This is a genomic window from Nocardioides mangrovi (assembly GCF_020073815.1).
Taxonomy (GTDB): domain Bacteria; phylum Actinomycetota; class Actinomycetes; order Propionibacteriales; family Nocardioidaceae; genus Nocardioides; species Nocardioides mangrovi.
Window position 1 is genome coordinate 228,326 of the sequence record NZ_JAIQZJ010000002.1, and the last position, 22,646, is coordinate 250,971.

Sequence of the window (22,646 nt, forward strand, 5' to 3'; positions counted from 1 at the left end):
GGTCCCCCCGACCCGGTCGCACCCACCGTAGCGACGTCACCATCACGACAAACTCAAGGCGGACGCAAGACGCCCACAATTGTCCGGCCAACGCCCGAGCGGGTCGGTAGTTCTGCGTGCCGGAGGTCACAGCCTCCGGACGAAGATGTGGTCGGCTGCCTCCGGCACGATCTCCGCGGTCTCGCCGCCCGAGCCCACCAGGACCCCGGCCGGCGTCGCGACGACGGTGATCGTCTTGTCCGGCAGCGCGCCCACTCGGCGCATCGCGCTCATCAGGATCTCGTCCTTCTGCATCTCCTCCGAGATGCGTCGGACCAGCACTCTCCCCTCGTCCGAGCCGGCTGCCCGGGACAGCGGCTCGACTCCCTCCATGAACTCCTCGACCCGCTCGCTCTCGCCCAGCTCGTCCAGGCCCGGGATCGGGTTGCCGTACGGCGACTCGGTCGGGTGGTCGAGGAGCTTGAGAAGGCGACGCTCCACGGTCTCGGACATCACGTGCTCCCATCGGCACGCCTCTTCGTGCACCAGCTCCCACTCGAGCCCGATGACGTCGGTGAGGAGCCGCTCGGCGAGGCGGTGCTTGCGCATCACCCGGGTCGCCAGGCGCATCCCCTCGTCGGTCAGCTCGAGATGACGGTCGCCCTGGACGGTCAGCAGACCGTCGCGCTCCATCCGGGCGACGGTCTGGGAGACCGTCGGACCGCTCTGGTGCAGTCGCTCCGCGATCCGGGCACGCAGCGGGACGATGCCCTCCTCGACCAGCTCGTAGATGGTCCGGAGGTACATCTCGGTGGTGTCGATCAGATCGCTCACGCCTCCATTCTGTCGTATGGCACCCACTGGCAGGCTGGAGGCGATGTCCGAGTCCCCTGTTTCCGCCCCCACCGCCGTCATGTGGTTCCGGCGCGACCTCCGCCTGGCCGACAACCCCGCGCTCCTCGAGGCCGTCGCCGACGGTCCCGTGCTGCCGCTATTCGTGCTCGACCCGGCGCTCTGGCGCCCGGCCGGGCCGAGCCGGCGCGCCTACCTCGGAGCGTCGCTCCGCGCCCTCGACTCCGCCCTGCGGCAGCGGCGCACCCGGCTCTCCGTGGTCCGCGGCGACCCGGTCCGCCGGGTCGTCCTGGCCGCCCGCGAGGTCGGCGCGACCCGCGTCCACGTCGCTGCCGACTTCGGGCCGTACGGCGCCCGCCGCGACGCGGCCGTCGAGGAGGCGCTCGCCGAGCACGGCATCGAGCTGGTGCGCACCGGCTCGCCGTACGCCGTCGCGCCGGGCCGGGTGACCAGCGGGAGCGGGGAGCCCTACAAGGTCTACACGCCCTTCTCCCGCGCCTGGGCCGAGCACGGCTGGCGGGCACCGGTCGAGGCCCCGAGCGGCGGGAGCTGGCTGGAGCTCGAGAAGGACACCACCGAGATCCCGGACCCGGCGCTGCCCCCGGGCCTCGAGCTGCCCGAGGCCGGCGAGGCCGCGGCCCGCCGTACCTGGCAGGACTTCCTGGACCGGGTCGGCGACTACGAGGGCGAGCGCGACCGGCCCGACCTCGACACCACCTCGCGGATGTCGACCCACCTGCGCTGGGGCGAGATCCACCCGCGCACGATGCTCGCCGACCTGGCCCGCCTGCGCAGCGACGGCGCCGCGACCTACCGCAAGGAGATCGCCTGGCGGGAGTTCTTCGCCGACGTGCTCGCGGCCCGCCCGGAGACCGCGCGGGAGTACCTGCGCCCCGAGTACGCGCGGATGCGGTACGACGAGCCCGACGCCCAGCTCACCGCCTGGCAGCGCGGCCGCACCGGCTTCCCGATCGTCGACGCCGGGATGCGCCAGCTGCGCGCCACCGGGTGGATGCACAACCGCGTCCGGATGATCGTGGCCAGCTTCCTGGTCAAGGACCTGCACCTGGAGTGGCAGCACGGCGCGCGGCACTTCATGCACTGGCTGGTCGACGGCGATCTCGCCTCCAACCAGCAGAACTGGCAGTGGGCCGCGGGCAGCGGCGTCGACGCGGCGCCGTACTTCCGCGTCTTCAACCCGACCACCCAGGGCCGGAAGTTCGACGCCCGCGGCGACTACGTCCGGCGATGGGTGCCCGAGCTCGCCGAGGTCGCCGACCCGCACGACCCGAGCGCCGAGGACCGGGAGGCGTCGGGCTACCCGGAGGCGATCGTCGACCACGCCGCCGAGCGCCGCGAGGCCCTCGACCGCTGGGAGGAGATCAGGTGACCTCCCGAGGAGCGGGGCGACGTCCCTAGGATGTCCCGCATGGCTTTGAACGATCCAGCACAGCAGCAGGAGTGGTGGCGGCACGCGGTGACCTACCAGGTCTACCCGCGGAGCTTCGCCGACGGGAACGGCGACGGGATCGGCGACATCCCCGGGATCACCTCCCGGCTGCCGTACCTGCGCGACCTCGGCGTCGACGCCATCTGGATCTCGCCGTTCTACACCTCGCCGCAGCACGACCACGGGTACGACGTCGCCGACTACTGCGACATCGACCCGCTCTTCGGCACCCTCGCGGACGCCGACGCGCTCCTCGAGCGGGCCCACGAGCTCGGCCTCAAGGTGATCGTCGACCTGGTGCCCAACCACACCTCCAGCGAGCACGAGTGGTTCCAGGCCGCCGTCGCCGCCGGACCCGGCAGCCACGAGCGCGACCGCTACCTCTTCCGCGACGCGCCCGCGGACGGCTCGCTGCCCAACAACTGGATGTCGGTCTTCGGGGGTCCCGCGTGGACCCGCGTCGAGGACGGCACCGGCGACGACGCCCAGTACTACCTGCACCTCTTCGACTCCAGCCAGCCCGACCTCAACTGGCGCAACCCCGAGGTCGGCGACATGTTCGTCGACGTGCTGCGCTTCTGGCTCGACCGCGGGGTCGACGGCTTCCGGGTCGACGTCGCCCACGGCCTCTTCAAGGAGGAGGGGCTGCGCGACCAGCGCCGCCCCGAGGGCGTCGACCAGCTCCGCGGGCAGTCCGCCGGCGAGTCGATGGTCGAGCGCTCCGAGGTCGACGAGCCGATGTGGGACCAGCCCGAGGTCCACGACGTCTACCGCCGCTGGCACGAGGTGCTCGCCAAGTACGACGGCGACCGAATGTTCGTCGCCGAGGCGTGGACGCAGACGCCGGAGTCGATGGCCCGCTACATCCGCCCCGACGAGTTCAGCCAGGCCTTCAACTTCGCGTGGCTGCTGGCCGACTGGAAGGCCGACGCCTTCCGCGGTGTCATCACCGACACGCTCGACGCGGTCGGCCTGGTCGGCGGCTCCCCCACCTGGGTGCTGAGCAACCACGACGTCATCCGGCACGTGACCCGGTACGGCGGCGGCGAGCTCGGCCTGGCCCGGGCCAAGGCGGCCACGCTCACGATGCTCGCGCTGCCCGGCTCGGCCTACCTCTACGAGGGCGAGGAGCTCGGCCTGCCCGAGGTCGAGGTCGCCCCGGAGTTCCGTCAGGACCCGCTCTTCCTGCGCACCGGCGAGGGCGGCCGCGACGGCTGCCGCGTGCCGGTGCCGTGGAGCGGCACGGCCCCGCCGTACGGCTTCGGACCCGGGACGGGTCAGCCGTGGCTGCCCCAGCCCGACGACTGGGCGCCGCTCACTGCGGAGGCCGAGACCGGCGACGACGCGTCGACGCTCGAGTTCTACCGGGCGGCGCTCGCCGTCCGTCGTACCTTCGCGACGACGGCCGGGGACGACGTGGAGATGCTCGAGCTCGGCGAGGACGTCGTGGCGTTCCGCCGCGGCCCGGTGACCTGCGTGCTCAACTGCGGCACCGCGCCGGTCGACCTGCCCGAGGGCCGGGTGCTGATGGCCAGCGGCCCGGTCGACGGCACGCTGCCCGGCGACACGGCGGTCTGGCTGGGCTGAGGATCAGGCGTCGAGGGCGACGTTGTAGCGGCCGAGCAGCCGCACGAACGTCGCCAGCTCGGCGTCGTCGAGATCGGCGAGCCGGTCGTCGACCCACACCCGGCGCTCGGCGGCGACGACCTCCATCCGGTCGCGGGCGGCCTCGCTGACGGCGACCAGGCTGGCCCGGCCGTCGTCGGGGTCCGGGGTGCGGTCGACGAGGCCGAGGTCCATGAGGTGCTGGACCTGACGGCTGATGGCGCCCTTGTCGATCGTGAACGCCTCGGCCATCGCTGAGGCGCGGACGGGTCCGTGGACCTGGAGCCAGGAGAGCATGAGGTAGGTCGACCCCTGGAGCTCCGGGTGGACGGCGCGGGCCCGCTCGGCGATGACCCGACGGACGCGGCGGATCATCACGCCGACCTGCTCCTCGAGATCGCGGAGCAGATCGACGCGGGCGGCGGTCCCGGGGGTCACGGTGGTCATCGCACAGCCTCGGCCTTCACGACGGCGGGGTGGATCTCGGCGGCGACCTCGGGCGAGGTCTCGGCGATCTCCTCGATGTTGGAGGTCCGCAGCGGGACCTCCTTGATCAGGATCACGCACACGAGGGCGATCAGGGCGAACGGCGCGGCGACCAGGAAGAGCTCGCCGAACGACTGGCCGAACGCGGTCTCGAAGACCGCGCGCACCGGCTCGGGCAGGGTCGACAGGTCCGGGATGGAGTGGCTCTCGGTGCTGTCGGTCGCGATCCCCATCGCCTGGAGGGCGCTGGTGACCTTCCCGGCGACCTGGTGGCTGAGCAGCGCACCCAGCGCCGAGACGCCGATCGAGCCGCCCATCGAGCGGAAGAACGCGACGACCGCGCTGGCCGAGCCCATCTCGGACATCGCGACGTTGTTCTGGACCGCGAGCACGAGGTTCTGCATGGTCATGCCCATCCCGACGCCGAGGATCGCCATGAAGAGGCCGACCTCGGCGAGGTTGGTCTTCTCGTCGATGGTGCCGAGCAGCGCGAGGCCCGCGACGACGAGCACCATGCCGCCGACCAGGAAGCGCTTCCAGCGTCCGGTCGCGGTGATGATCCGGCCGCTGAAGATGCTGGAGACGAAGAGCCCGCCGACCATCGCGATCGACATCAGGCCGGCGTGGGTCGGGCTCATGCCGCGAGCGGTCTGGAAGTACTGGCTCAGGTAGACCGTGGAGCCGAACATCGCGACGCCGACCATGATCGAGGCGATCGTGGCGAGCGTGATGGTGCGGTCCCGGAAGAGGTGCAGCGGGATGATCGGGTCCTTGGCGACCCGCGCCTCGACGTACACCGCCGCGGCGAGCAGCACCAGGCCGAGCACCACGAGGGCCGCGCTGGTGGCCGAGCCCCAGGCGAAGTCGTTGCCGGCGAGGCTGACCCAGATCAGCAGGGTGGAGACGCCCGCGACGATCAGCGTCGCGCCGGCGTAGTCGATGTCGACCGCGCGCTTGACCACCGGGAGGTGCAGGGTCTTCTGGAGCAGGAAGAACGCGATCACGGCGAAGGGCAGGCCGACGAAGAAGCAGCCGCGCCAGCCGAGCGCCGAGTCGACGATGACGCCACCGATGAGCGGGCCGCTGACGGTCGCGAGCGCGAAGACCGCGCCGAGGTAGCCGGAGTAGCGACCGCGCTCCCGCGGCGACACGATGGTCGCGAGCACGACCTGGACGAGCGCGGTCAGGCCGCCGACGCCGAGGCCCTGCACGACGCGGGCGCCGATGAGGACGCCCATGCTCGGCGCGAGCGCGGCGGCGACCGAGCCGGCGATGTAGATGAGCAGCGCGACCTGCACCAGCAGCTTCTTGCTGAAGAGGTCGGCGAGCTTGCCCCAGATCGGGGTGGTCGCGGTCATCGCCAGCAGCGTCGCGACGACGACCCAGGTGTAGCCGGTCTGGCTGCCGTGGAGGTCGGAGACGATGCGGGGCAGGGCGTTGGAGACGACGGTGCTCGAGAGCATCGCCACGAACATCGCCAGCAGCAGGCCGCTGAGGGCCTCGAGGATCTGCCGGTGGGACATGGGAGCGTCGTCGGCACGTGCGGCGGCGGCAGGTTCGGTGGTCACGGAAGCTCGATTCACGACGACTAGAAGGTTGTCGGTGGCAACTATATTCCCGAAAGGTTGCCACCGACAACGAAGTGTCGATCACACGGGGTCACATGTGAGCCGGACTACTCTCCGCCGTCTCGTGCCGGGTCGGCGTCCTTGTCGCGGTGCAGAGCCTCGGACAGGCGGGCAACGGTGTCGTCGTCGGGCGAGGCGGACTGCCGGTTGCTCTCCTCGAGCTGGGCGAGCAGCTCGGCCCGGTGGACCTTCAGCGACCGGGGCGCGTCGATGCCGACGCGCACCACGTCACCGCGCACCTCGAGCACCGTGACCGTGATGTCGTCACCCAGGACGACGCTCTCTCCCGCACGGCGGCTCAGTACCAGCATGGGCCCACCGTATCCGGACGGGGGTGGATCAGCCGAGCAACGGGGCCGCGACGGGCAGGCCGGGCTCGTCGAGCACGATCTGCCCGGCGACCCGCGCACCGGGGTTGACCAGCAGCGGTGCGGCGAGGTTGGCGGTGGTGTCGCCCAGGCCGGCGCCAGGGTTGAGGACCACCAGGACCAGGACGTCGGCGGCCGACTCGATCCGCAGGTCCTCCACGACGTCGTCGCCGACCTCGGGGGCGTAGTCCGGGAAGAAGTGCATCGGCGGGACGACGAGGAAGCGCAGGCCCTCCTCGTCGAGCGAGGTGAGGCTGAAGAGGTCGCTGCCGGGCTCGAGCTGGACCAGCGCGAAGCGCGTGTGGTCGGGGAAGCCGGGCAGCGGCCGCACCATCTCGATCACGGGGATCTCGAGCGACTCGGGCACGGCACCTCCTTCCACGGTGGTCTCGGTGGGGGTGGGAGCCATCATCGTCATCGTCATTTCAGGAAGTCCAGGAGGCTGGGCTGCACGACACGCGACGTGGCCGCCAGCGCGGCCTGGTAGGCGACTTCCTGCAGCTGGAGGTCGACCGTCGCCTTGGCGAGGTCGACGTTCTCGACCTCGGAGAGGGAGTTGTTGAGCGAGAGCTGAGCGTCGGACGCGACGCTCTGTGCCTGCTCCACACGGTTCGTGCGCGCTCCGATGTCGGAGCGCACATTGGTGATCCGCTTGACGTCCGTGTCCAGCGCGTCGACGTTGTCCGAGACAGCGTCCAGGTCCCCCGACCGCAGAGCGGCCGCCAGGGCCGTCAGGTGGTCGAAGAGGTTGTCCCCGTCGTCACCGAAGACCTCCGGGCCCTCGATGTCGACGCGGACCTTCGTCCCGTCGGCGACGGTGCGGACCACGCCGGTCCCCAGTCCGATCGCGTCAGGGTCGGAGAGCTCGCCGTCCGAGGTGTACGCCGTACCCCCGGCGGTGACGCCACCGAAGACCGGGCGGTCCAGGTAGGTGACGTTGGCATTGCTGATCAGGCCGGCCCGGATCTGGTCGATCTCGGTGGCCAGCGCCTCGCGCGAGGTCGCCCCCGCGGCGCCGCTGTTGGCCTGGACGGCGAGGTCGCGGGCGCGGGTCACCTGGCTGGTGACCGTGCCGAGCGTGCCGTCGATCTGGTTGAGCCAGCCGAGTGCGTCGTTCGCGTTGCGGACGTACTGGGTCTGGTCGTTGACCGCCGAGCGGATGCGCATCGCGATCGTCGCGCCGGTCGGGTCGTCGGAGGGCCGGTTGATGACGCGCCCGGTCGTCAGCTGCTCCTGGACGCTGGCCACCCGGTCCATCGCGGTCTGCATGCCGTTGTACGACCGGTACATCAGCATGCTCTGAGTGATGCGAGTAGTGCTCACAGACCCACCTTCCCGGTCCGGTTGATCAGGGTGTCGAGCATCTCGTCGACCGTGGTCATGACGCGGGCGGCGGCCTGGTAGGACTTCTGGGCCATCACCATGTTGACCGTCTCCTCGTCCTGGCTGACGCCGGTCAGCTGCTCGCGGGCGTTGTCGACCTGGGTCGTCATCACCTGCTGGTTCTCGGCGAGCTGCTTGACGGTGTTGACGCTGCTGCCGAAGTTGTTGACCAGGCGCTGGTAGGCGTCGCCGACGGTGATCGCGTCGGACATCGCGTCGGCGTTGGCCGCGTCGAGCACGCCGCCCGACTCGCTGGAGGCCGCGATCTCGCTGGTCTTGGTCAGGACCACCTTGAGGCTCGCGGCAGCGTCGTCGGGGTCGTAGGAGAAGAAGTCCGACCCGATGTTGCCGTCGATGTCGTAGCCCGTGGTCTGCACCGCGTTGATCGCGTCGGCGAAGTCGGCGGCGATCTGGTTCAGCCCGGACACGTAGTCGGGGATCACCTTGTCGATGAGCTCGACGCCGGCGCCGATCTCACCCCCGAGCGCACCGTCGACGTCGGTCGAGGTGCCGTCGGGCGCGACCACGGAGAAGGTGATCTCCGCCGCCGGGTCGCTGGCCGTGCCGTCGGCCTCGATGCCGGAGGCGATCTCGATCTTCGACGCCTTCCCGCCCGACACCAGGGAGACCCCGTTGACGGTGATGTCCATGCCCCCGTCGTCGCGGATCTTCGCGGTCGCGCCCGAGAGCTCGGAGAGCCGCAGCGCCAGGGCGTCGCGGGTGTCCATCAGGGTCGAGGTGTCGCTGCCGTTGGCGGTGGCCGCAGCCAGGGTCTTGTTGGTGGAGGCGAGCTGGTTGGCGACGTCGTTGATCTCCAGGACGTTGGCGGACACCCGGGCCCGCTGGTCCTGCGCCTCGGCGGCGAAGTTCGACGACTGGAGGTTGAAGGCGTCCGCCGCGATGGAGGCGGTGGAGAGCACCTGGCTGCGAGCCGCGTCGCTCCCGGGCGAGTTCACCAGGTCCTGGAGCGCCGACTTGAAGTTGTTGAGCGCGGCCGCGAGGCCGGAGCTGCTCGGCTCGGCGATCCCGGTCTCCAGTCGGCTCATCGCGGCCGACTTCAGGTCCAGGTAGCCCTGCGTGCCGTGCTCGCGGCGCATCCGCGCGTCCAGCAACGGGTCGTTGATGCGCTGCACACCGCTGGAGGTGACGCCGCTGCCCAGGCTCGAGGAGCGCGACCACAGCGCCGAGGTGTTGGCGGTCTCGATGGTCTGGCCGATCAGGCGGCGGCGGACGTAGCCCTCGGTGGAGGCGTTCGCGACGTTGGTGCTCGCGACGTCGATGACCCCCTGCTGGTAGCGCAGGGCGGTGAGGGCGGTGTTGATCGAGGAGAAGCCCGTCACGTCACAGGCTCCGGTCGAGGACGGCGCTGCGGGCGGCGCCGGTGTCGACGGCCCCGCCGGCGGTGTAGGTGGTGCCCGAGCGGTCCAGGCCGAGCAGGGTGTCCTGGGTGGCGCGGAGGCCGGCGACGATCAGCGCGCGGTTGGTCTGCGCGACCCGGGCGATCTCGTCGGTGAGGCGGAGGAACTGGTCGCGGTGCTCGACCAGGATGCCGGTCCACGGCTCGTCGGCGACGGCGATCAGGTCGCCGAGGCTCGCGTCCGGGCCCAGCCCGGCGAGCTCGGCCGCCTCGTTCGCGGCGACCGCCCGGAGCACCTCGAGCTCCCGCAGGGCGGCGACGGCCTCGTCGACGTCCCGGGAGGCGTTGGCCAGCCAGCGGGTGCGGCCGCTGGCCATGATCAGCTCCTCGACCTCCAGCCGGTAGAGCAGAGCCTCGAGCAGCTCGCGCTCTCGCCACAGCACCCATGTCAGCTTCTGCACGACATCCCCTGGTTTGAGTCAACTGGTCCAGACGCCTTGTGCGCCGGTGTCGAGGAAGAAGATCGGCGGACGAACGGGCTTCCTGAGCGGAAAAATCCCTTTAAAGGAGCGGATCCTGCCGATGGAGGTGGTGCCGACACATCCCAGCCCGCTCCCCGCGGAGGTCCGAGTTGAGTAAAGATTCAAGGAATCTGCAAGAAAACCGGACGGGTCCGTTTCTGAAATGCACAATTACTCCCGTGACCCATTACAACGACGTCCCGCCGGGCTCCGAGGCGTTGATCGTGGTACACGTGCCCCTGGTCGGCCACATCGTCCGAGAGACGATGGCCAGGGTCCCGTCCCACGTTGACCGCGACGACCTCACCTCGGCCGGACTTGCCGCACTCGTGCAGGCAGCCCAGTCCTTCGACCCCGAGCGTGGCGTGCCGTTCAACCGGTACGCCACCACCCGCATCCGCGGCGCCATCCTCGATGAGCTCCGCAGCATCGACTGGGCCTCGCGCTCGGTCCGGCGTCGAGCCCGCGAGCTCGACGCCACCCGGTCCCACCTGGCGACCGTGCTCGGTCGCTCGGCGACCGCCGCCGAGGTCGCCCAGGCCACCGGCCTGAGCACCGAGGACGTCACCGCCAACGACGACGACGTGGCGCGGGCGCAGGTGCTCTCGCTGCACGCGTCCGAGGACGACTCGCTCGGTGAGAGCCTCGTGTCCAGCAGCCCGACCCCCGAGGCGCTGCTGGAGCACCGCGAGAAGCTCACCTACCTCACCGAGGCGATCGCCGAGCTCCCCGAGCGGCTCCGCCTCGTGGTGGAGCAGTACTTCCTCGCGGAGCGGCCGATGGCCGAGATCGCGGCGACCCTGGGCGTCACCGAGTCCCGGGTCTCCCAGCTCCGGGCGGAGGCGCTCGTGCTCCTGCGCGACGCCCTCAACCACGAGCTGGAGCCGGACCTCGTCCCCGAGGCGGCGCGCCCCGGCGGGGCGGCTGCCCGGCGCCGGGAGGCCTACTTCGCGGCCGTCGCCGCCCGGCACGCCTCCGGGCTGCGCGGGTACGCCGGACCCGGCACCCTCGCCAACCAGATGGGCATCAACGCCAGCGCCTGATCCACCCTCCCCCACCGTCCACGGGCCTGGGGAGATCGGCCGAGAAAATCTCGGCGATCTCCTCAGGCCCGTTCCACATCTGCCGAATGGAACGGCGTACGGAAGCCCACGGACGGGCTCCACTCCGACTCAGGACCCAAGGAAGGAACCCATCATGAGTCTCCGCATCAACACCAACTCCGACGCCCTCAACGCGTACCGCAACCTGTCGGTCACCCAGGGCCAGATGTCGAAGTCCCTCGAGAAGCTGTCCAGTGGCTTCCGGATCAACCGCGCGGCCGACGACGCCGCGGGCCTCTCGATCTCCGAGGGCCTCCGCTCGCAGATCGGCGGCCTCCAGGTCGGCGTCCGCAACGCGCAGGACGGCATCAGCGTCGCGCAGACCGCTGAAGGTGCGCTCACCGAGGTCCACTCCATGCTGCAGCGCATGAACGACCTCGCGGTGCAGTACAACAACGGCACCCAGAACTCGGACTCGCAGTCGGCCCTCCAGTCGGAGTTCGACCAGCTGTCCGCCGAGATCGGCCGGATCCAGGACAACACCACCTTCAACGGCGTCGCCCTCTTCGGTGGCGACACGCTGAACTTCCAGGTCGGCTACTCCTCCTCGGACAGCATCTCGATCGACCTGAGCGGCTCCGTCGACACCAGCGGTCTCGACATCACCGACTCGCAGTCCATCCAGGACAGCATCACCAACGTCTCCTCGATGCGTTCGACCCTGGGTGCCACGCAGAACCGCTTCGAGCACACCATCAACAACGTCAACACCGAGATCGAGAACCTGACCGCGTCGGAGAGCCGCATCCGCGACACCGACATGGCCAGCGAGATGGTGTCCTACACCCGCTCGTCGATCCTGTCCCAGGCCGGCACCGCGATGCTCGCGCAGGCCAACCAGGCCCCGCAGGGCGTCCTGAAGCTCCTGGGCTGAGCCTGACCCGCTGACCGGCCGCCCGGCCGGACAGCGATGACGACCGGGGTCCCGGGAGTGCATCACCACGCTCCCGGGGCCCCGTCGTCGCATCCGGACCCGTTCCCGATCCGAAGGAGAAGTCGTGGCCACCTCCACGAGCAGCATCAGCGGACTCGCGAGCGGGCTCGACACCGCCAGCATCATCAGCCAGCTGATGACCCTGGAGGCCCAGCCGCAGACGCGGCTCAAGACGCAGCAGACCACCGAGAAGTCGGTCGTCTCCGCGCTCCAGACGATCAACACCAGCGTCGCCTCGCTGGCCACGGCCGCCGCCTCGCTCGCCAAGGCGAGCACCTGGCAGACCGTGAAGGGCACCTCCTCGGCGACCGGCTTCTCCGTCACCACGAGCACGGGCGCGACGGCCGGCTCCTTCGACGTGAAGGTGGTCAGCCTCGCCAGCCGGTCCCAGGCCGCGTTCTCGACGGCGTCCGGGCTCAGCGACACCGTCACGAGCCAGAACCTCACGCTCACCACGAACGACGGCACCGAGCACGACGTCGACACCGGCTCGGGCAGCCTCACCGACGTCATCAAGGGCATCAACGACCTCACGTCCGAGACCGGCATCACCGCCACCGCGGTCAAGGTGGCCGACGGCAGCTACAAGCTGCTCGTCCAGTCCGCGACCACCGGGGCGGACACCAGCTTCACCCTCACCAACGCGGACGGCAGCGACCTGCTGGGCGGCGCGACCGTCAAGGACGGCACCGACGCCTCGATCGACCTCGGGCTGGGCGTGGTCGCGACGTCCTCGACCAACACCTTCGAGGACGTCACGCCCGGCGTGGACCTGACCCTGTCCTCGTCGCTGGCGGTCGGTGACACGAGCACGATCAGCCTGGCGCAGGACAGCAGCGACATCACCGCGACCGTGAAGTCGCTGGTGGACTCGATCAACTCGATCCTCACGAGCATCGACACGCAGAGCAAGTTCGCCAGCTCGAGCTCCTCCAGCTCGACGAGCACCACGAGCAGCGGCGTCCTCGCCGGCGACGCGGTCACCCGCGACCTGCGCTACGCCCTGCTCAACACGGTCTTCGGCGGCACCGGCTCGATGGCGACCGCGGGCATCCAGACGACCCGCGACGGCATGCTCACCTTCGACGAGGACACCTTCACCGCGGCGTACGCGGCCGACCCGGAGGGCATCGCCGCGAAGTTCACGTCCGGGGCGACGACCGACGCAGACGGCTTCGCGGCCCGCGTCGCGACCGTCGCCAAGGCCGCGAGCGACAGCATCGACGGCAGCGTCACCAAGGCCGTGAAGAGCCACAACACCCTCGTCGACACCCTCCAGAGCCAGATCGACGACTGGGACACTCGCCTCGCGCTCAAGAAGTCGACCCTCGAGGCGCAGTACACGGCCCTGGAGACGACCATGCAGTCGCTCAACAGCCAGAGCAGCTACCTCACGTCCCAGATCGCCGGGCTCCCGACGTGGGGATCTTCCTCATCCAGCTGACCGACGTGCCGAAGAACTGAGTACCGCAGGAACCAGTGCCGGAGAACGACTCGACGGCCCGCTCCACCCGCCACCAACCCCCCTCATCGTGACCACGGAAGGAACATCGATGAACACCACCGCCCGCAACGCGTACCTGGCCTCCTCCGTCACCACCGCGAGCCCGCAGCAGCTGCTCATCATGCTCTGCGACCGCCTCGCCCTCGACGTCCAGCGCGCGGCCGACGCCCTGCGCACCGGTCAGCCCGGCCAGGCGCACCCCCACCTGCTGCACGCCCAGGAGATCGTCCTGGAGCTCGCGGCCAGCCTGAACGTCGACGTGTGGGAGGGCGCGGCCGGTCTCGCGTCGCTCTACGACTACCTCCACCACGAGCTCGTGCGGGCGAACATCAACAAGGACCTGCGGGCGACGGAGTTCTGCCTCGACATCGTGACCACCCTGCGCGACACCTGGCGCGAGGCCGCCGGGTCGCTCCTGGCCGAGTCCGCGTGAGCGACGACGTGGTCGTCGAGACCCCGGAGCACGCCGAGATGCGGCTCCGGCTCCACTGGGAGACGGCGCTCGACCGGCTCGAGCTGGACGTGATCCTGGCCGAACGGCTGCTTGAGGACCCGACCCGCCAGGTGCCGGAGCCCTGGGACGAGCCCCTGCTGGCCGGCCCCATCCCCGGTGACCTGCAGGAGCGGGCGATCTCGATCGCGGAGCGGCAGCGCCGGGTGCAGGTGCGGCTGAGCGAGAAGCTCACCTCGATCGGCCAGCAGCACGCCTTCGCGCAGCGGATCCAGCAGGCGACCCGCCCGCCCGAGGTGCCGGTCTACCTCGACCTGCGCGCCTGACCCGCCGCCTGACCCGCCGTCGGCAACACGCCGCGCCGTACCGGACGGAATTTCTCCAGAACTCCTCAAGAGGAGTGCCTCCCGACCGATGTCAGGGGTGAGCACGGAACGCTCGCCCCTCGCCGAAGGATCGGCATCGCAACGCTTTCATCTCGGAGGCTCAGCGTGTCGTTCTCCCTGTCCGACCCCGTGGGTGCGGTGCTCAACGCCGCCCTCGACGGCGTCGCCCTGCGTCAACGCGTCACCGCGGACAACATCGCGAACGTCGACACCCCCGGCTACCGGGCGAGCAGCGTCGACTTCGAGACCAGCCTCCGCGCCGCCATCGCCTCCGGCGACCCGGGCGACGTCTCGGTGACCACGCAGGCCACCGACACCCCGGTCGGCGCCAACGACAACAACGTCGACCTGCGCGAGGAGACCCTCACCGCGGTCCAGTCGCAGTTCCAGTACCAGATGCTGACCCGCGCGACGACCGAGCGGTTCAAGCTGATCAGCACCGTGGCGGCCGGCTGATGGGTGCCTTCGACACCCTGCGCATCGCGAGCTCGTCGATGGGCGTCCACCAGGTGTGGCTGGACTCCCTCGCGAACAACATCGCGAACGTCAACACCGCCACCTCGACGAGCCAGACCGCCTTCCAGGCGCAGACCCCGATCGTGCGCTCGAGCGCCGGCGGCGGCGTCGAGATCGCCGGCATCGCGCTGAGCGACCCCAACGGCCGGGTGACCTACGACCCCGACAGCCCGCTCGCCGACGCGAACGGCAACGTGCGCCTCCCCGAGGACGACCTCGCGAGCCAGATGACCCAGCTGGTCATGGCCCAGCGCGGCTTCCAGGCCTCGGTCCAGGTGATCAAGGACGCGCAGGAGACCTACCAGTCGGCCCTCTCGATCGGGAAGTCGTCATGAGCGTCTCCGGGATCGAGTCGGTCGGCTTCACGCCGTACACCGCTCCGACGTTCGCGACCTCGGGCAGCAGCTCGGTCATCTCGTCGGGGTCCGCCTCCGGCACCCAGGCGGCCAGCGGCAACTTCGGCGACATGGTCCTCGACGGTCTCGACAAGCTCGAGGGCGTCCAGGACAAGGCCGACAGCCTCGCCGTCCAGGCCGCGACCGGCAACCTCGACAACATCCACGACTACACCATTGCCGCCTCGGAAGCCTCCGTGACCGCCCAGCTGACGGTCGCCGTCCGCAACAAGGCGCTGGAGTCCTTCAACGAGATCATGCGGATGCCGATCGGATGACCCACGGATGAAGCAGAACCTCAACCGCACCCTCACGAGGTTGCGGACCACCTTCATGTCCTTCACGGTCGGCCAGCGCATGGTCGCCGTCGTCGGCACCGGTGCGCTGCTGCTCGCGGCGTTCATGGTGTTCCGCTGGGTGTCCACCCCGGACTACGCGCCGCTCTACAGCAACCTCGCCTCCGAGGACGCCTCCGCGGTGATCGACGAGCTCAACGCCGAGGGTGTCTCCTACCAGCTGGCCGACGGCGGCAGCACGATCATGGTGCCGAAGGACTCGGTCTACTCGACCCGCGTCAACCTCGCCGGCCAGGGCCTCCCCGCCAACAGCGCGAGCGGCGGCTACGACATCCTCGACGGCCAGGACATCTCGACCTCGGACTTCCAGGAGCAGACCGACTTCAAGCGGGCGATGGAGGGCGAGCTCGCCAACACCATCGAGGCCATCGACGGCGTCAACACCGCCGTCGTCCACCTCGCGCTCCCCGAGAAGAAGGTCTTCGCCGACGAGCAGGACCCGCCGACCGCGTCGGTCCTCGTCAGCACCTCCACCGGCACGCTGGACGCCGAGAAGGTCCAGGCGATCGTCAACCTGGTCGCCGCCAGCATCGACGGGCTCGACCCCGACGCCGTGACCGTGGCGGACTCCAGCGGCCAGGTCCTCTCCGGCGAGGAGGGCGGCGCCGGCTCGAGCACCCGCGACCAGGCGGTCGCGGACTACGAGGCCGACCAGACCTCGCAGATCCAGGCGATGCTCGACCGCGTCGTCGGGGCGGGCAACTCGATCGCGACGTACACGGCCGACCTCGACTTCGACAAGGTCACCAGCGAGTCGACGACCTATGACACGAAGAAGGAGGCTCCGGCGCTGTCGGAGTCGACCTCGAAGGAGACCTACAACGGCGCCGGCACCTCTGGCGGCGACACCGGCGTCGTCGGCCCCGACGGCCAGATGGACAACAGCGGCACCGGTACGACGACCACCACCGGCACGGGCTCCGACTACGCCAAGGAGTCGACGACCCGCGACAACGGCGTGGGCCAGGTCGTCGAGCACCGCGAGAGCGCGCCCGGGGCACTCAAGGCCCAGCACGTCAGCGTCGTGCTCGACGCCGCCACGGTGCAGGGCATCGACCCCGCCAGCGTCAAGGACCAGATCGCGGCCGCCCTCGGCATCGACACCAAGCGCGGCGACACCCTCGAGGTCACCTCGATGCCGTTCGACCGCACCGCCGACGAGGCCGCCTCGAAGGAGCTGGCGGACGCCGCCGCGGCGAAGGCCAAGGCCGCGCAGTGGACGATGATCCGCAACGGCGGCATCGCCGTCGGCATCGCGCTGATGCTGCTCCTGGCCTGGCTGCGGGCCCGCAAGGGTCGCAAGCAGCGCGAGGAGCGCACGACGTACCTCGTCGAGCAGCTGCGCCAGGACGCCGCCGACCGCGCGGCCGCCGTGGCCGCGGTCGAGCAGCCGCCCGCGATGGCAGCACTGGAGACCGCCGAGCAGCAGGCCAACGAGGAGCTCAAGCGTGAGCTCGCCCAGCTCGCCGACCGACAGCCCGACGAACTCGCCACGCTGCTCCGCGGCTGGCTGGTGGAGCGCCACTGATGAGCATCGACCTCGCCACCCTTGGCGTCCGCAAGGCCGCCATCATCCTGATCCAGCTCGGCCGCGAGAAGGCCGCCGCGGTCCTCAGCCACCTCTCCGAGGCGGAGGTCGAGGCGATCTCGGCCGAGATCGCCCGGCTCGACGTCGTGGACGCCAGCGAGAGCACCGCGGTGCTCACGGAGTTCACCGAGATGGCGACCGCACAGTCGAACATCGCCCACGGCGGTCTCGCCTTCGCGCGCACCATGCTCGAGCAGTCGCTCGGCGAGGAGCGGGCCAAGGAGATCATGGAGCGGCTCCAGGCCGCGGCCGTGAAGATGCCCTTCCAGTTCCTGCACCGCGCCGACCCCGGTCAGCTGCGCACCTTCATCGCCGACGAGCACCCGCAGGTGATCGCGCTGGTGCTGGCCCACATGACCCCGGACAAGGCGTCCGTCGTGATCGCCGGCCTGCCGCCCGAGCTCCAGGCCGAGATCGCGCACCGGATCGCGGTCATGGACCGCACCTCCCCCGAGATCATCCGCGCCGTCGAGGCGAACCTCGAGCGCAAGCTGTCCTCGGTGCTCCAGCCGTCGGAGTCCATGCGCGTCGGCGGCCTCGACCCGCTGGTCAACATCATCAACCGGTCCGACCGGGTGACCGAGCGGGCAATCGTCGAGGGCCTCGAGGCGCTGGACGCCGAGCTGGCCGACGAGGTCCGCAGCCGGATGTTCATGTTCGAGGACATCATCCACCTCGAGGACCGGTCGGTTCAGCTGGTGCTGCGCCAGACCAACGAGGCCGAGCTCGCGCTCGCCCTCAAGGGCGTCAGCGAGGGCGTGCGCGACAAGATCACCACCAACCTGTCCTCCCGCGCGGCCGAGACGCTGCTCGAGGAGATCGAGCTGCTGGGCGCGGTGCGCCTGACGCAGGTCGAGGAGGCCCAGCAGTCGGTCATCCGCAAGATCCGCCAGCTCGAGGAGCAGGGGCAGATCACGGTGCACCGCAGTGGCAGCGAGGAGCAGCTCGTTGTCTGAGGCACAGCAGGTCACGTGGCGGACGCCCGAGCGGCCCGACCTCCGCACGGGGGTCTGGACGCGTCTCGGCGACCACCGCGTCCTCGGCGACGGCGCCACCGAGGCGGTGCTCGGCTCGCTGGCCGAGCGCACCCGGGAGGCCGCGCGTGCCCAGGGGTACGCCGTCGGCTGGTCGGAGGGCCACCAGTCCGGCCTGCGCCGGGCGGCCGACGAGGCCGAGGTGGCGCGCGAGGAGGCGGCGCGACGCGAGGAGCGTCGCGAGGCCGAGCACGCCGCCGCGATCGCGGCGCTGGCCCGCGCCGCCGCCGAGCTGACCCGCGCGTCGGCGCAGGTGGCCGCGCAGATCGCCGACCAGGCCACCGACCTCGCGCTCGAGCTCACCCGCGAGCTGGTCGGGCACGAGCTCACCGTGTCCGCGGACCCCGGAGCGGGCGTCGTCGCCCGCGTCCTCTCGGTCCTCCCCCGCGACCCCAGCACGGTCGTCCGGCTGCACCCGACGATCGCCGGCGCGGTCGCGTCCGAGCTCGCCGAGCACGGCGCCTCCGTCGTACCGGACCCGACGCTGGAGCGGCACGACGCGGTCGTCGAGACGGCCGAGACCGCGGTCGACCTCCGCCTCGGCACCGCCCTGGACCGACTCCGCGAGGCCCTGTCGTGAGCGCGCTGACCGCCGACCGCGTCGCGGCCGCCCGGCACGCCGTCGTCCCCGTCCGGCACGGCCGGGTCGTCGGCCTGCTCGGGCTGCGCGTCACCGTCGCCGGCGTACCCGCCGCCCTCGGCGACCTGCTGACCGTCCACGGCGCCGGCGGACCGGTCCCGGTCGAGGTCGTCGCCAGCGAGCACGGCGTGCTCGCGTGCCTGCCGCTCGCCGAGACCTCCGGCCTGCGCGTCGGCGACCACGTCGAGGCCAGCGGAGCCGGCCTGCGGATCCCCGTCGGCGAGGAGCTCCGGGGTCGGGTGCTGGACGGCCTCGGCCGCCCGATCGACGGCGGCCCGTCGCTCGCCCACCTCCCCCAGGTGGTCGTCAACAACGAGACCCCCCACGCCCTGCTGCGGCCGCGGATCGACCAGCAGCTCAGCCTGGGCGTCCGCGCGATGGACGCGCTCACCGCCTGCGGCCGCGGCCAGCGCCTCGGCATCATGGCCGGCTCCGGCGTCGGCAAGTCCAGCCTGCTGTCGATGATCGCCCGCGGCACCGACGCGGAGATCTCCGTGATCGCGCTGATCGGTGAGCGAGGTCGCGAGGTCCGCGAGTTCCTCGAGAACGACCTCGGCCCGGAGGGCCTGGCCCGCTCGATCGTCGTGGTCGCCACCTCCGACGAGCCGCCGGTGGTCCGGCTGCGCGCGGCGTTCGTGGCCACCCGGATCGCCGAGGCGTTCCGCGACGCCGGCCGCCACGTCGTGCTGATGATGGACAGCCTCACCCGGGTCGCGCTCGCGCAGCGCGAGATCGGCCTCTCCGCCGGGGAGCCGCCCGCCACCCGTGGCTTCCCGCCGAGCGTGTTCGCGATGCTCCCGCAGCTGCTGGAGCGCGCCGGCACCTCCCCGACCGGCAGCATCACCGGCCTCTACACCGTCCTCGTCGAGGGCGACGATCTCCAGGACCCGATCGGCGACTCGGCGCGCTCGATCCTCGACGGGCACATCGTGCTCACCCGCGAGCTCGCGACGTCCGGGCACTTCCCGAGCATCGACGTGCTCGAGTCGATCTCGCGGGTCTCAGCGATCGTGACCCCCGAGGGCAAGCAGGACGCGCAGCGCCTGCGCCGGCTGCTGGCCGCGCACCGCAACGTCAAGGAGCTCGTCGAGATCGGCGCGTACGTCGCCGGGACCGACGCCGACGCCGACCTCGCGCTCGCGCTCATGCCCGCCATCGAGGCCTTCCTGCGCCAGGACATGGACGACAGCACCCCGGCCGCGGCCACCTGGGCCGCCCTCCACCAGCTGGTGAGCGCATGAGCCGCCAGCAGGCGGGCAGCCTGAACGGCGTCGTCCGCGTCCGCGCCGTCCGCGAGCGCGACAGCCGGACCGGCCTGGCCACCGCCCTCAACGAGCAGCGCGCCGCCGCCGACCGGGTGTCCGAGATCGAGCACCTGATCGTGACCCTGCCGGCGCCGGTCACCTCCGACCTGCTCGCCTTCCAGGGCCGCCAGCACTCCCTCCAGATGCTGCGCGAGTCCCTCGCCGCCGCCCGGGTGGACCTCGAGGCCGCCTGCCGCCTCACCCTGGCCGCCCGCGAGCGCTGGATGACCGACCGCAGCCGCCTCGCCGCGGTCGAGTCGCTGGTCGAGCGCCGCGCGGCCGCCGAGCGCGCCGAGCGGCGCCGCCGCGAGGACCGCGAGCAGGACGAGGTCGCCACCGACCTCTGGCGCCGCGGCCGGGCCCTCGCCGCCGCGAACGGGGGTGCGCGATGAGCATCGACGACGTGACCGCCCGGATCAGCCAGATCCAGGCGCAGCTCGCGCAGTTCGCGCCGGCGACGACCAGCAGCAGCTCGGGCACCGACTTCGCCGCCGCCCTCCGCACCGCCAGCGACACCACGTCGACGACGCCCGGCTCCACCGGCTACTCCAAGGGCGACGCGGTCGTCGCCGACGCCCGCAAGTACCTCGGCGTGCCCTACGTGTGGGGCGGCACCGACCCGCAGACCGGCCTGGACTGCTCCGGCCTGGTCCAGCGCGTCTACGCCGACCTCGGTTACGACCTGCCGCGCGTCTCCTACCAGCAGGCGCAGGCCGGCCGGCCCGTCGACGGCCTCGAGAACGCCCAGCCCGGCGACATCCTGGCCTTCGGCTCCCCCGTGCACCACGTCGGCATCTACATCGGCGACCACCAGATGATCGAGGCGCCGCGCACCGGCCTCGACGTCCGGGTATCCGACGTCTACGAGACCCCGACCGCGATCCGCCGGATCGTGCCGGACGCCTCGTCGACCTCGTCGACCTCGTCCGTCAGCGGCTCGACCGCCGCCGGCCGGGTCGCCGCGGGCACGCCGTACGCCTCGCTGTTCGAGTCCGCCTCGGCCAAGTACGGCGTCAGCGCCGGCCTGCTGTCCGCGGTCGCCGAGCAGGAGTCGGGCTACAACCCGAGCGCGACCAGCCCGGCGGGCGCCCAGGGCCTGATGCAGCTGATGCCCGCGACCGCCGACGGCCTCGGCGTCAGCAACCCCTACGACGCGGCCCAGTCGGTCGACGGAGCGGCGAAGCTGCTCAGCAGCCTGCTCGACCGCTTCGGCCGCACCGACCTGGCCCTCGCCGCCTACAACGCAGGACCCGGTGCGGTGCTGCGCTACGGCGGCATTCCCCCGTACCCGGAGACGACGAACTACGTCCGATCCGTCCTCTCCAAGGTGGAGGCAGCATGACCACGACCCCCCTCGCGACCGGGCTCCTGAACGGCCTCGGCGCCGCGATCACCGGCGACCCGGCCCTCGGCGGCACCGGCACTGCCCCGGCGCCCGGCGCCGGCGCCCTCTTCCTCTCCCTCGTCGCCACCCTGCTCGACGGCGGTACGCCGGCAGCCGGCAGCGCGACCACGGACCCGGCCGCGACGACCACTTCCCCGGCCGTCGCGGGCACCACCGACCCGGCGGCGGCCACCGCCGGCACCACGAGTGGACCGACCGACCCGGCCGCCACGGCGGTCCCGACCGCGCCCGCCGAGAACGGTCCGGCGACCGCCGCCGAGCTCGCGGCCGACCCCGCCGTCGTCCTGGCCGGTGCCGGCACGACCGCCACCGACCCCTCCGGCGAGGCCGACCAGCAGGACGAGGCGGAGGGTCGGACCGACCCGACCGACCCGACCGACCCCGGGACGGTGACGGTCGACCCGATGCTGGCCGGCGTCGTACCCGCGGCCCTCGCGACGATGGTGCCGGTCGCCCTCCCCGTCGTGCCGACCACGACCGCGACGGACCAGCAGCCCGCGACGGCGACCGAGCCGGCGACCGACGACCTCACCGTGGCCGCCCCCGGCTCCGCGCCGACGTCGGCGCCGGGCACGCCCGGCGGCACGGTCGACCGGCGCACGGACGTGGCCGCGGCACGTCACGAGGCCAAGGCCCCGACCTCGGGCACGGAGGAGCGGTCCACCGTCGCGCCGACGCAGAGCGACGACAGCGGCCCCAGCGACAGCCAGGCCGCTGCGACGGCACCGGCGCCCGCCGCCCAGGCCGTCGCCCATGCCGCGCAGGACACGAGCCCGGCTCCGACGACCACCACCCCGGTGGGCGCCGCGGCCCCGGTCACCTCGACCGCCGTGGCCGCCGCCACGACGACCGGCACCCCGGCCGCCGACCCGCACCGCGTGGTCGACCAGGTCTTCCAGCAGGTCGTCCAGGCCAGCAGTGGCGGCACCCAGGAGACCTCCCGCGTGACGGTGAGGCTCAACCCGGAGAACCTCGGCGAGGTCCGGGTCGTGCTCACCCACCGGCGCGGTGAGCTGCACGTCAGCCTGACCGCTGGCGCCGACCAGGCCCGCGCGGCGCTGGCCGACGGCACCTCCGAGCTCGGCCGGCTGCTCGCGTCGGCCGGCCACGCCGAGTCGCGGATCGTGGTCCGCGACCTCGCCGGCACCAGCACCTCCACCCCCGCCCCGACCGCGCCCCCCGGCACCGACACCGGCCTCACCGGCGACACCGCCGGCTGGTCGGGCGGCTCCGGCGCGGGCGCGGCGTGGACCGGCTCCGCGGACCAGGACCAGCGCCAGGGCCGCCCCCAGTTCTCAGGAAGCACCACCGCCATGGACGGCACCCCGGTCCCGACGAACCCGTCGCGACCTTCCCGATCGGCAGGTCACCGCACGACCAGCCTCGACCTGTCCATGTGAG

General features: G+C 71.6%; 25 protein-coding genes. 17 read left to right on the top strand and 8 right to left on the bottom strand.

The window, feature by feature from the left end; all coding sequences use genetic code 11:
• Nucleotides 1-126: 126 nt before the first annotated feature.
• The gene (locus K8U61_RS06450) at nucleotides 127-813 is read right to left on the bottom strand and encodes an iron-dependent transcriptional repressor DtxR (RefSeq protein WP_224122166.1); all 687 of its coding nucleotides are present in this window, start codon (nucleotides 811-813) and stop codon (nucleotides 127-129) included.
• Between the two features lie 43 nt (nucleotides 814-856).
• Here K8U61_RS06450 and K8U61_RS06455 point away from each other — a divergent pair, with 43 nt between their 5' ends.
• The gene (locus K8U61_RS06455) at nucleotides 857-2,221 is read left to right on the top strand and encodes a cryptochrome/photolyase family protein (RefSeq protein ID WP_224122167.1); all 1,365 of its coding nucleotides are present in this window, start codon (nucleotides 857-859) and stop codon (nucleotides 2,219-2,221) included.
• 39 nt (nucleotides 2,222-2,260) lie between these two features.
• Nucleotides 2,261-3,868: a glycoside hydrolase family 13 protein gene (locus K8U61_RS06460; RefSeq protein WP_224122168.1), complete on the top strand. Its 1,608-nt coding sequence runs from the start codon at nucleotides 2,261-2,263 to the stop codon at nucleotides 3,866-3,868.
• Nucleotides 3,869-3,871: 3 nt separating this feature from the next.
• On the opposite strand, the gene K8U61_RS06465 is transcribed toward K8U61_RS06460, so the two are convergent.
• The 7 genes from K8U61_RS06465 to K8U61_RS06495 all read right to left on the bottom strand — a co-directional run bounded on the left by K8U61_RS06465 (nucleotide 3,872) and on the right by K8U61_RS06495 (nucleotide 9,569).
• Nucleotides 3,872-4,333, bottom strand: coding sequence for a MarR family winged helix-turn-helix transcriptional regulator (locus K8U61_RS06465; protein ID WP_224122169.1), 462 nt, complete (start codon nucleotides 4,331-4,333; stop codon nucleotides 3,872-3,874).
• On the bottom strand, nucleotides 4,330-5,895 hold the full coding sequence (locus tag K8U61_RS06470) for an MDR family MFS transporter (RefSeq protein WP_224122170.1): 1,566 nt from the start codon (nucleotides 5,893-5,895) through the stop codon (nucleotides 4,330-4,332). Before K8U61_RS06470 ends, K8U61_RS06465 begins: the two co-directional genes overlap by 4 nt.
• A gap of 152 nt (nucleotides 5,896-6,047) precedes the next feature.
• Nucleotides 6,048-6,311, bottom strand: coding sequence for a carbon storage regulator CsrA (gene csrA / locus K8U61_RS06475; protein WP_224122171.1), 264 nt, complete (start codon nucleotides 6,309-6,311; stop codon nucleotides 6,048-6,050).
• 28 nt (nucleotides 6,312-6,339) lie between these two features.
• Nucleotides 6,340-6,777, bottom strand: coding sequence for a flagellar assembly protein FliW (fliW, locus tag K8U61_RS06480; protein ID WP_224122172.1), 438 nt, complete (start codon nucleotides 6,775-6,777; stop codon nucleotides 6,340-6,342).
• A gap of 11 nt (nucleotides 6,778-6,788) precedes the next feature.
• On the bottom strand, nucleotides 6,789-7,664 hold the full coding sequence (locus tag K8U61_RS06485; protein WP_224122173.1) for a flagellin N-terminal helical domain-containing protein: 876 nt from the start codon (nucleotides 7,662-7,664) through the stop codon (nucleotides 6,789-6,791).
• A gap of 23 nt (nucleotides 7,665-7,687) precedes the next feature.
• Nucleotides 7,688-9,091, bottom strand: a complete 1,404-nt coding sequence (gene flgK / locus K8U61_RS06490; protein WP_224122174.1) for a flagellar hook-associated protein FlgK — start codon at nucleotides 9,089-9,091, stop codon at nucleotides 7,688-7,690.
• A gap of 1 nt (nucleotide 9,092) precedes the next feature.
• Nucleotides 9,093-9,569, bottom strand: a complete 477-nt coding sequence (locus tag K8U61_RS06495; RefSeq protein ID WP_224122175.1) for a flagellar protein FlgN — start codon at nucleotides 9,567-9,569, stop codon at nucleotides 9,093-9,095.
• Between the two features lie 239 nt (nucleotides 9,570-9,808).
• Between K8U61_RS06495 and K8U61_RS06500 the strand changes: the two genes are divergently transcribed.
• The 15 genes from K8U61_RS06500 (at nucleotide 9,809) to K8U61_RS06570 (ending at nucleotide 22,645) form a co-directional block, all read left to right on the top strand.
• Complete coding sequence (locus tag K8U61_RS06500; protein ID WP_224122176.1) at nucleotides 9,809-10,672, top strand: sigma-70 family RNA polymerase sigma factor; 864 nt, start codon at nucleotides 9,809-9,811, stop codon at nucleotides 10,670-10,672.
• Nucleotides 10,673-10,826: 154 nt separating this feature from the next.
• The gene (locus K8U61_RS06505) at nucleotides 10,827-11,606 is read left to right on the top strand and encodes a flagellin N-terminal helical domain-containing protein (RefSeq protein WP_224122177.1); all 780 of its coding nucleotides are present in this window, start codon (nucleotides 10,827-10,829) and stop codon (nucleotides 11,604-11,606) included.
• Nucleotides 11,607-11,730: 124 nt separating this feature from the next.
• On the top strand, nucleotides 11,731-13,110 hold the full coding sequence (gene fliD, locus K8U61_RS25380; protein WP_224122178.1) for a flagellar filament capping protein FliD: 1,380 nt from the start codon (nucleotides 11,731-11,733) through the stop codon (nucleotides 13,108-13,110).
• A gap of 109 nt (nucleotides 13,111-13,219) precedes the next feature.
• Nucleotides 13,220-13,603, top strand: a complete 384-nt coding sequence (gene fliS, locus K8U61_RS06515) for a flagellar export chaperone FliS (protein WP_224122179.1) — start codon at nucleotides 13,220-13,222, stop codon at nucleotides 13,601-13,603.
• Nucleotides 13,600-13,947, top strand: a complete 348-nt coding sequence (locus tag K8U61_RS06520; RefSeq protein ID WP_224122180.1) for a hypothetical protein — start codon at nucleotides 13,600-13,602, stop codon at nucleotides 13,945-13,947. The genes fliS and K8U61_RS06520 overlap by 4 nt, the downstream gene beginning before the upstream one ends.
• 165 nt (nucleotides 13,948-14,112) lie before the next feature.
• Entirely contained in the window at nucleotides 14,113-14,463 is a 351-nt protein-coding gene (locus tag K8U61_RS06525) for a flagellar basal body rod protein FlgB (RefSeq protein WP_224122181.1), read from the top strand.
• Nucleotides 14,463-14,858 (top strand): flagellar basal body rod protein FlgC, encoded by a 396-nt coding sequence (locus K8U61_RS06530; RefSeq protein WP_224122182.1) that lies wholly within the window; start codon nucleotides 14,463-14,465, stop codon nucleotides 14,856-14,858. The genes K8U61_RS06525 and K8U61_RS06530 overlap by 1 nt, the downstream gene beginning before the upstream one ends.
• Nucleotides 14,855-15,196 carry a flagellar hook-basal body complex protein FliE gene (gene fliE, locus K8U61_RS06535; RefSeq protein WP_224122183.1) on the top strand — a complete coding sequence of 114 codons (342 nt, stop codon included), beginning with the start codon at nucleotides 14,855-14,857 and terminating at the stop codon, nucleotides 15,194-15,196. The genes K8U61_RS06530 and fliE overlap by 4 nt, the downstream gene beginning before the upstream one ends.
• 7 nt (nucleotides 15,197-15,203) lie before the next feature.
• Entirely contained in the window at nucleotides 15,204-16,802 is a 1,599-nt protein-coding gene (gene fliF, locus K8U61_RS06540) for a flagellar basal-body MS-ring/collar protein FliF (RefSeq protein WP_224122184.1), read from the top strand.
• Nucleotides 16,802-17,818 carry a flagellar motor switch protein FliG gene (fliG, locus tag K8U61_RS06545; RefSeq protein WP_224122185.1) on the top strand — a complete coding sequence of 339 codons (1,017 nt, stop codon included), beginning with the start codon at nucleotides 16,802-16,804 and terminating at the stop codon, nucleotides 17,816-17,818. The genes fliF and fliG overlap by 1 nt, the downstream gene beginning before the upstream one ends.
• Nucleotides 17,811-18,476: a FliH/SctL family protein gene (locus tag K8U61_RS06550; RefSeq protein WP_224122186.1), complete on the top strand. Its 666-nt coding sequence runs from the start codon at nucleotides 17,811-17,813 to the stop codon at nucleotides 18,474-18,476. The genes fliG and K8U61_RS06550 overlap by 8 nt, the downstream gene beginning before the upstream one ends.
• Complete coding sequence (locus tag K8U61_RS06555; RefSeq protein ID WP_224122187.1) at nucleotides 18,473-19,777, top strand: FliI/YscN family ATPase; 1,305 nt, start codon at nucleotides 18,473-18,475, stop codon at nucleotides 19,775-19,777. Before K8U61_RS06550 ends, K8U61_RS06555 begins: the two co-directional genes overlap by 4 nt.
• Entirely contained in the window at nucleotides 19,774-20,232 is a 459-nt protein-coding gene (locus K8U61_RS06560; RefSeq protein ID WP_224122188.1) for a flagellar FliJ family protein, read from the top strand. The genes K8U61_RS06555 and K8U61_RS06560 overlap by 4 nt, the downstream gene beginning before the upstream one ends.
• Nucleotides 20,229-21,182: a transglycosylase SLT domain-containing protein gene (locus tag K8U61_RS06565; RefSeq protein WP_224122189.1), complete on the top strand. Its 954-nt coding sequence runs from the start codon at nucleotides 20,229-20,231 to the stop codon at nucleotides 21,180-21,182. The genes K8U61_RS06560 and K8U61_RS06565 overlap by 4 nt, the downstream gene beginning before the upstream one ends.
• Nucleotides 21,179-22,645 (top strand): flagellar hook-length control protein FliK, encoded by a 1,467-nt coding sequence (locus tag K8U61_RS06570; protein WP_224122190.1) that lies wholly within the window; start codon nucleotides 21,179-21,181, stop codon nucleotides 22,643-22,645. Before K8U61_RS06565 ends, K8U61_RS06570 begins: the two co-directional genes overlap by 4 nt.
• The last annotated feature ends 1 nt before the right edge of the window (nucleotide 22,646 follow it).

Excerpts from the sequence above, each read along its gene's own strand:
- csrA (WP_224122171.1), bottom strand. The coding sequence starts at position 6,311 with ATGCTGGTACTGAGCCGCCGTGCGGGAGAGAGCGTCGTCCTGGGTGAC.
- K8U61_RS06505 (WP_224122177.1), top strand. The coding sequence starts at position 10,827 with ATGAGTCTCCGCATCAACACCAACTCCGACGCCCTCAACGCGTACCGC.
- K8U61_RS06570 (WP_224122190.1), top strand. The coding sequence starts at position 21,179 with ATGACCACGACCCCCCTCGCGACCGGGCTCCTGAACGGCCTCGGCGCC.
- K8U61_RS06455 (WP_224122167.1), top strand. The coding sequence starts at position 857 with ATGTCCGAGTCCCCTGTTTCCGCCCCCACCGCCGTCATGTGGTTCCGG.
- K8U61_RS06560 (WP_224122188.1), top strand. The coding sequence starts at position 19,774 with ATGAGCCGCCAGCAGGCGGGCAGCCTGAACGGCGTCGTCCGCGTCCGC.
- K8U61_RS06565 (WP_224122189.1), top strand. The coding sequence starts at position 20,229 with ATGAGCATCGACGACGTGACCGCCCGGATCAGCCAGATCCAGGCGCAG.
- fliE (WP_224122183.1), top strand. The coding sequence starts at position 14,855 with ATGAGCGTCTCCGGGATCGAGTCGGTCGGCTTCACGCCGTACACCGCT.
- fliS (WP_224122179.1), top strand. The coding sequence starts at position 13,220 with ATGAACACCACCGCCCGCAACGCGTACCTGGCCTCCTCCGTCACCACC.
- K8U61_RS06460 (WP_224122168.1), top strand. The coding sequence starts at position 2,261 with ATGGCTTTGAACGATCCAGCACAGCAGCAGGAGTGGTGGCGGCACGCG.
- fliW (WP_224122172.1), bottom strand. The coding sequence starts at position 6,777 with ATGGCTCCCACCCCCACCGAGACCACCGTGGAAGGAGGTGCCGTGCCC.
- fliF (WP_224122184.1), top strand. The coding sequence starts at position 15,204 with ATGAAGCAGAACCTCAACCGCACCCTCACGAGGTTGCGGACCACCTTC.
- K8U61_RS06470 (WP_224122170.1), bottom strand. The coding sequence starts at position 5,895 with ATGTCCCACCGGCAGATCCTCGAGGCCCTCAGCGGCCTGCTGCTGGCG.
- K8U61_RS06530 (WP_224122182.1), top strand. The coding sequence starts at position 14,463 with ATGGGTGCCTTCGACACCCTGCGCATCGCGAGCTCGTCGATGGGCGTC.
- K8U61_RS06465 (WP_224122169.1), bottom strand. The coding sequence starts at position 4,333 with ATGACCACCGTGACCCCCGGGACCGCCGCCCGCGTCGATCTGCTCCGC.
- K8U61_RS06485 (WP_224122173.1), bottom strand. The coding sequence starts at position 7,664 with ATGCTGATGTACCGGTCGTACAACGGCATGCAGACCGCGATGGACCGG.
- fliG (WP_224122185.1), top strand. The coding sequence starts at position 16,802 with ATGAGCATCGACCTCGCCACCCTTGGCGTCCGCAAGGCCGCCATCATC.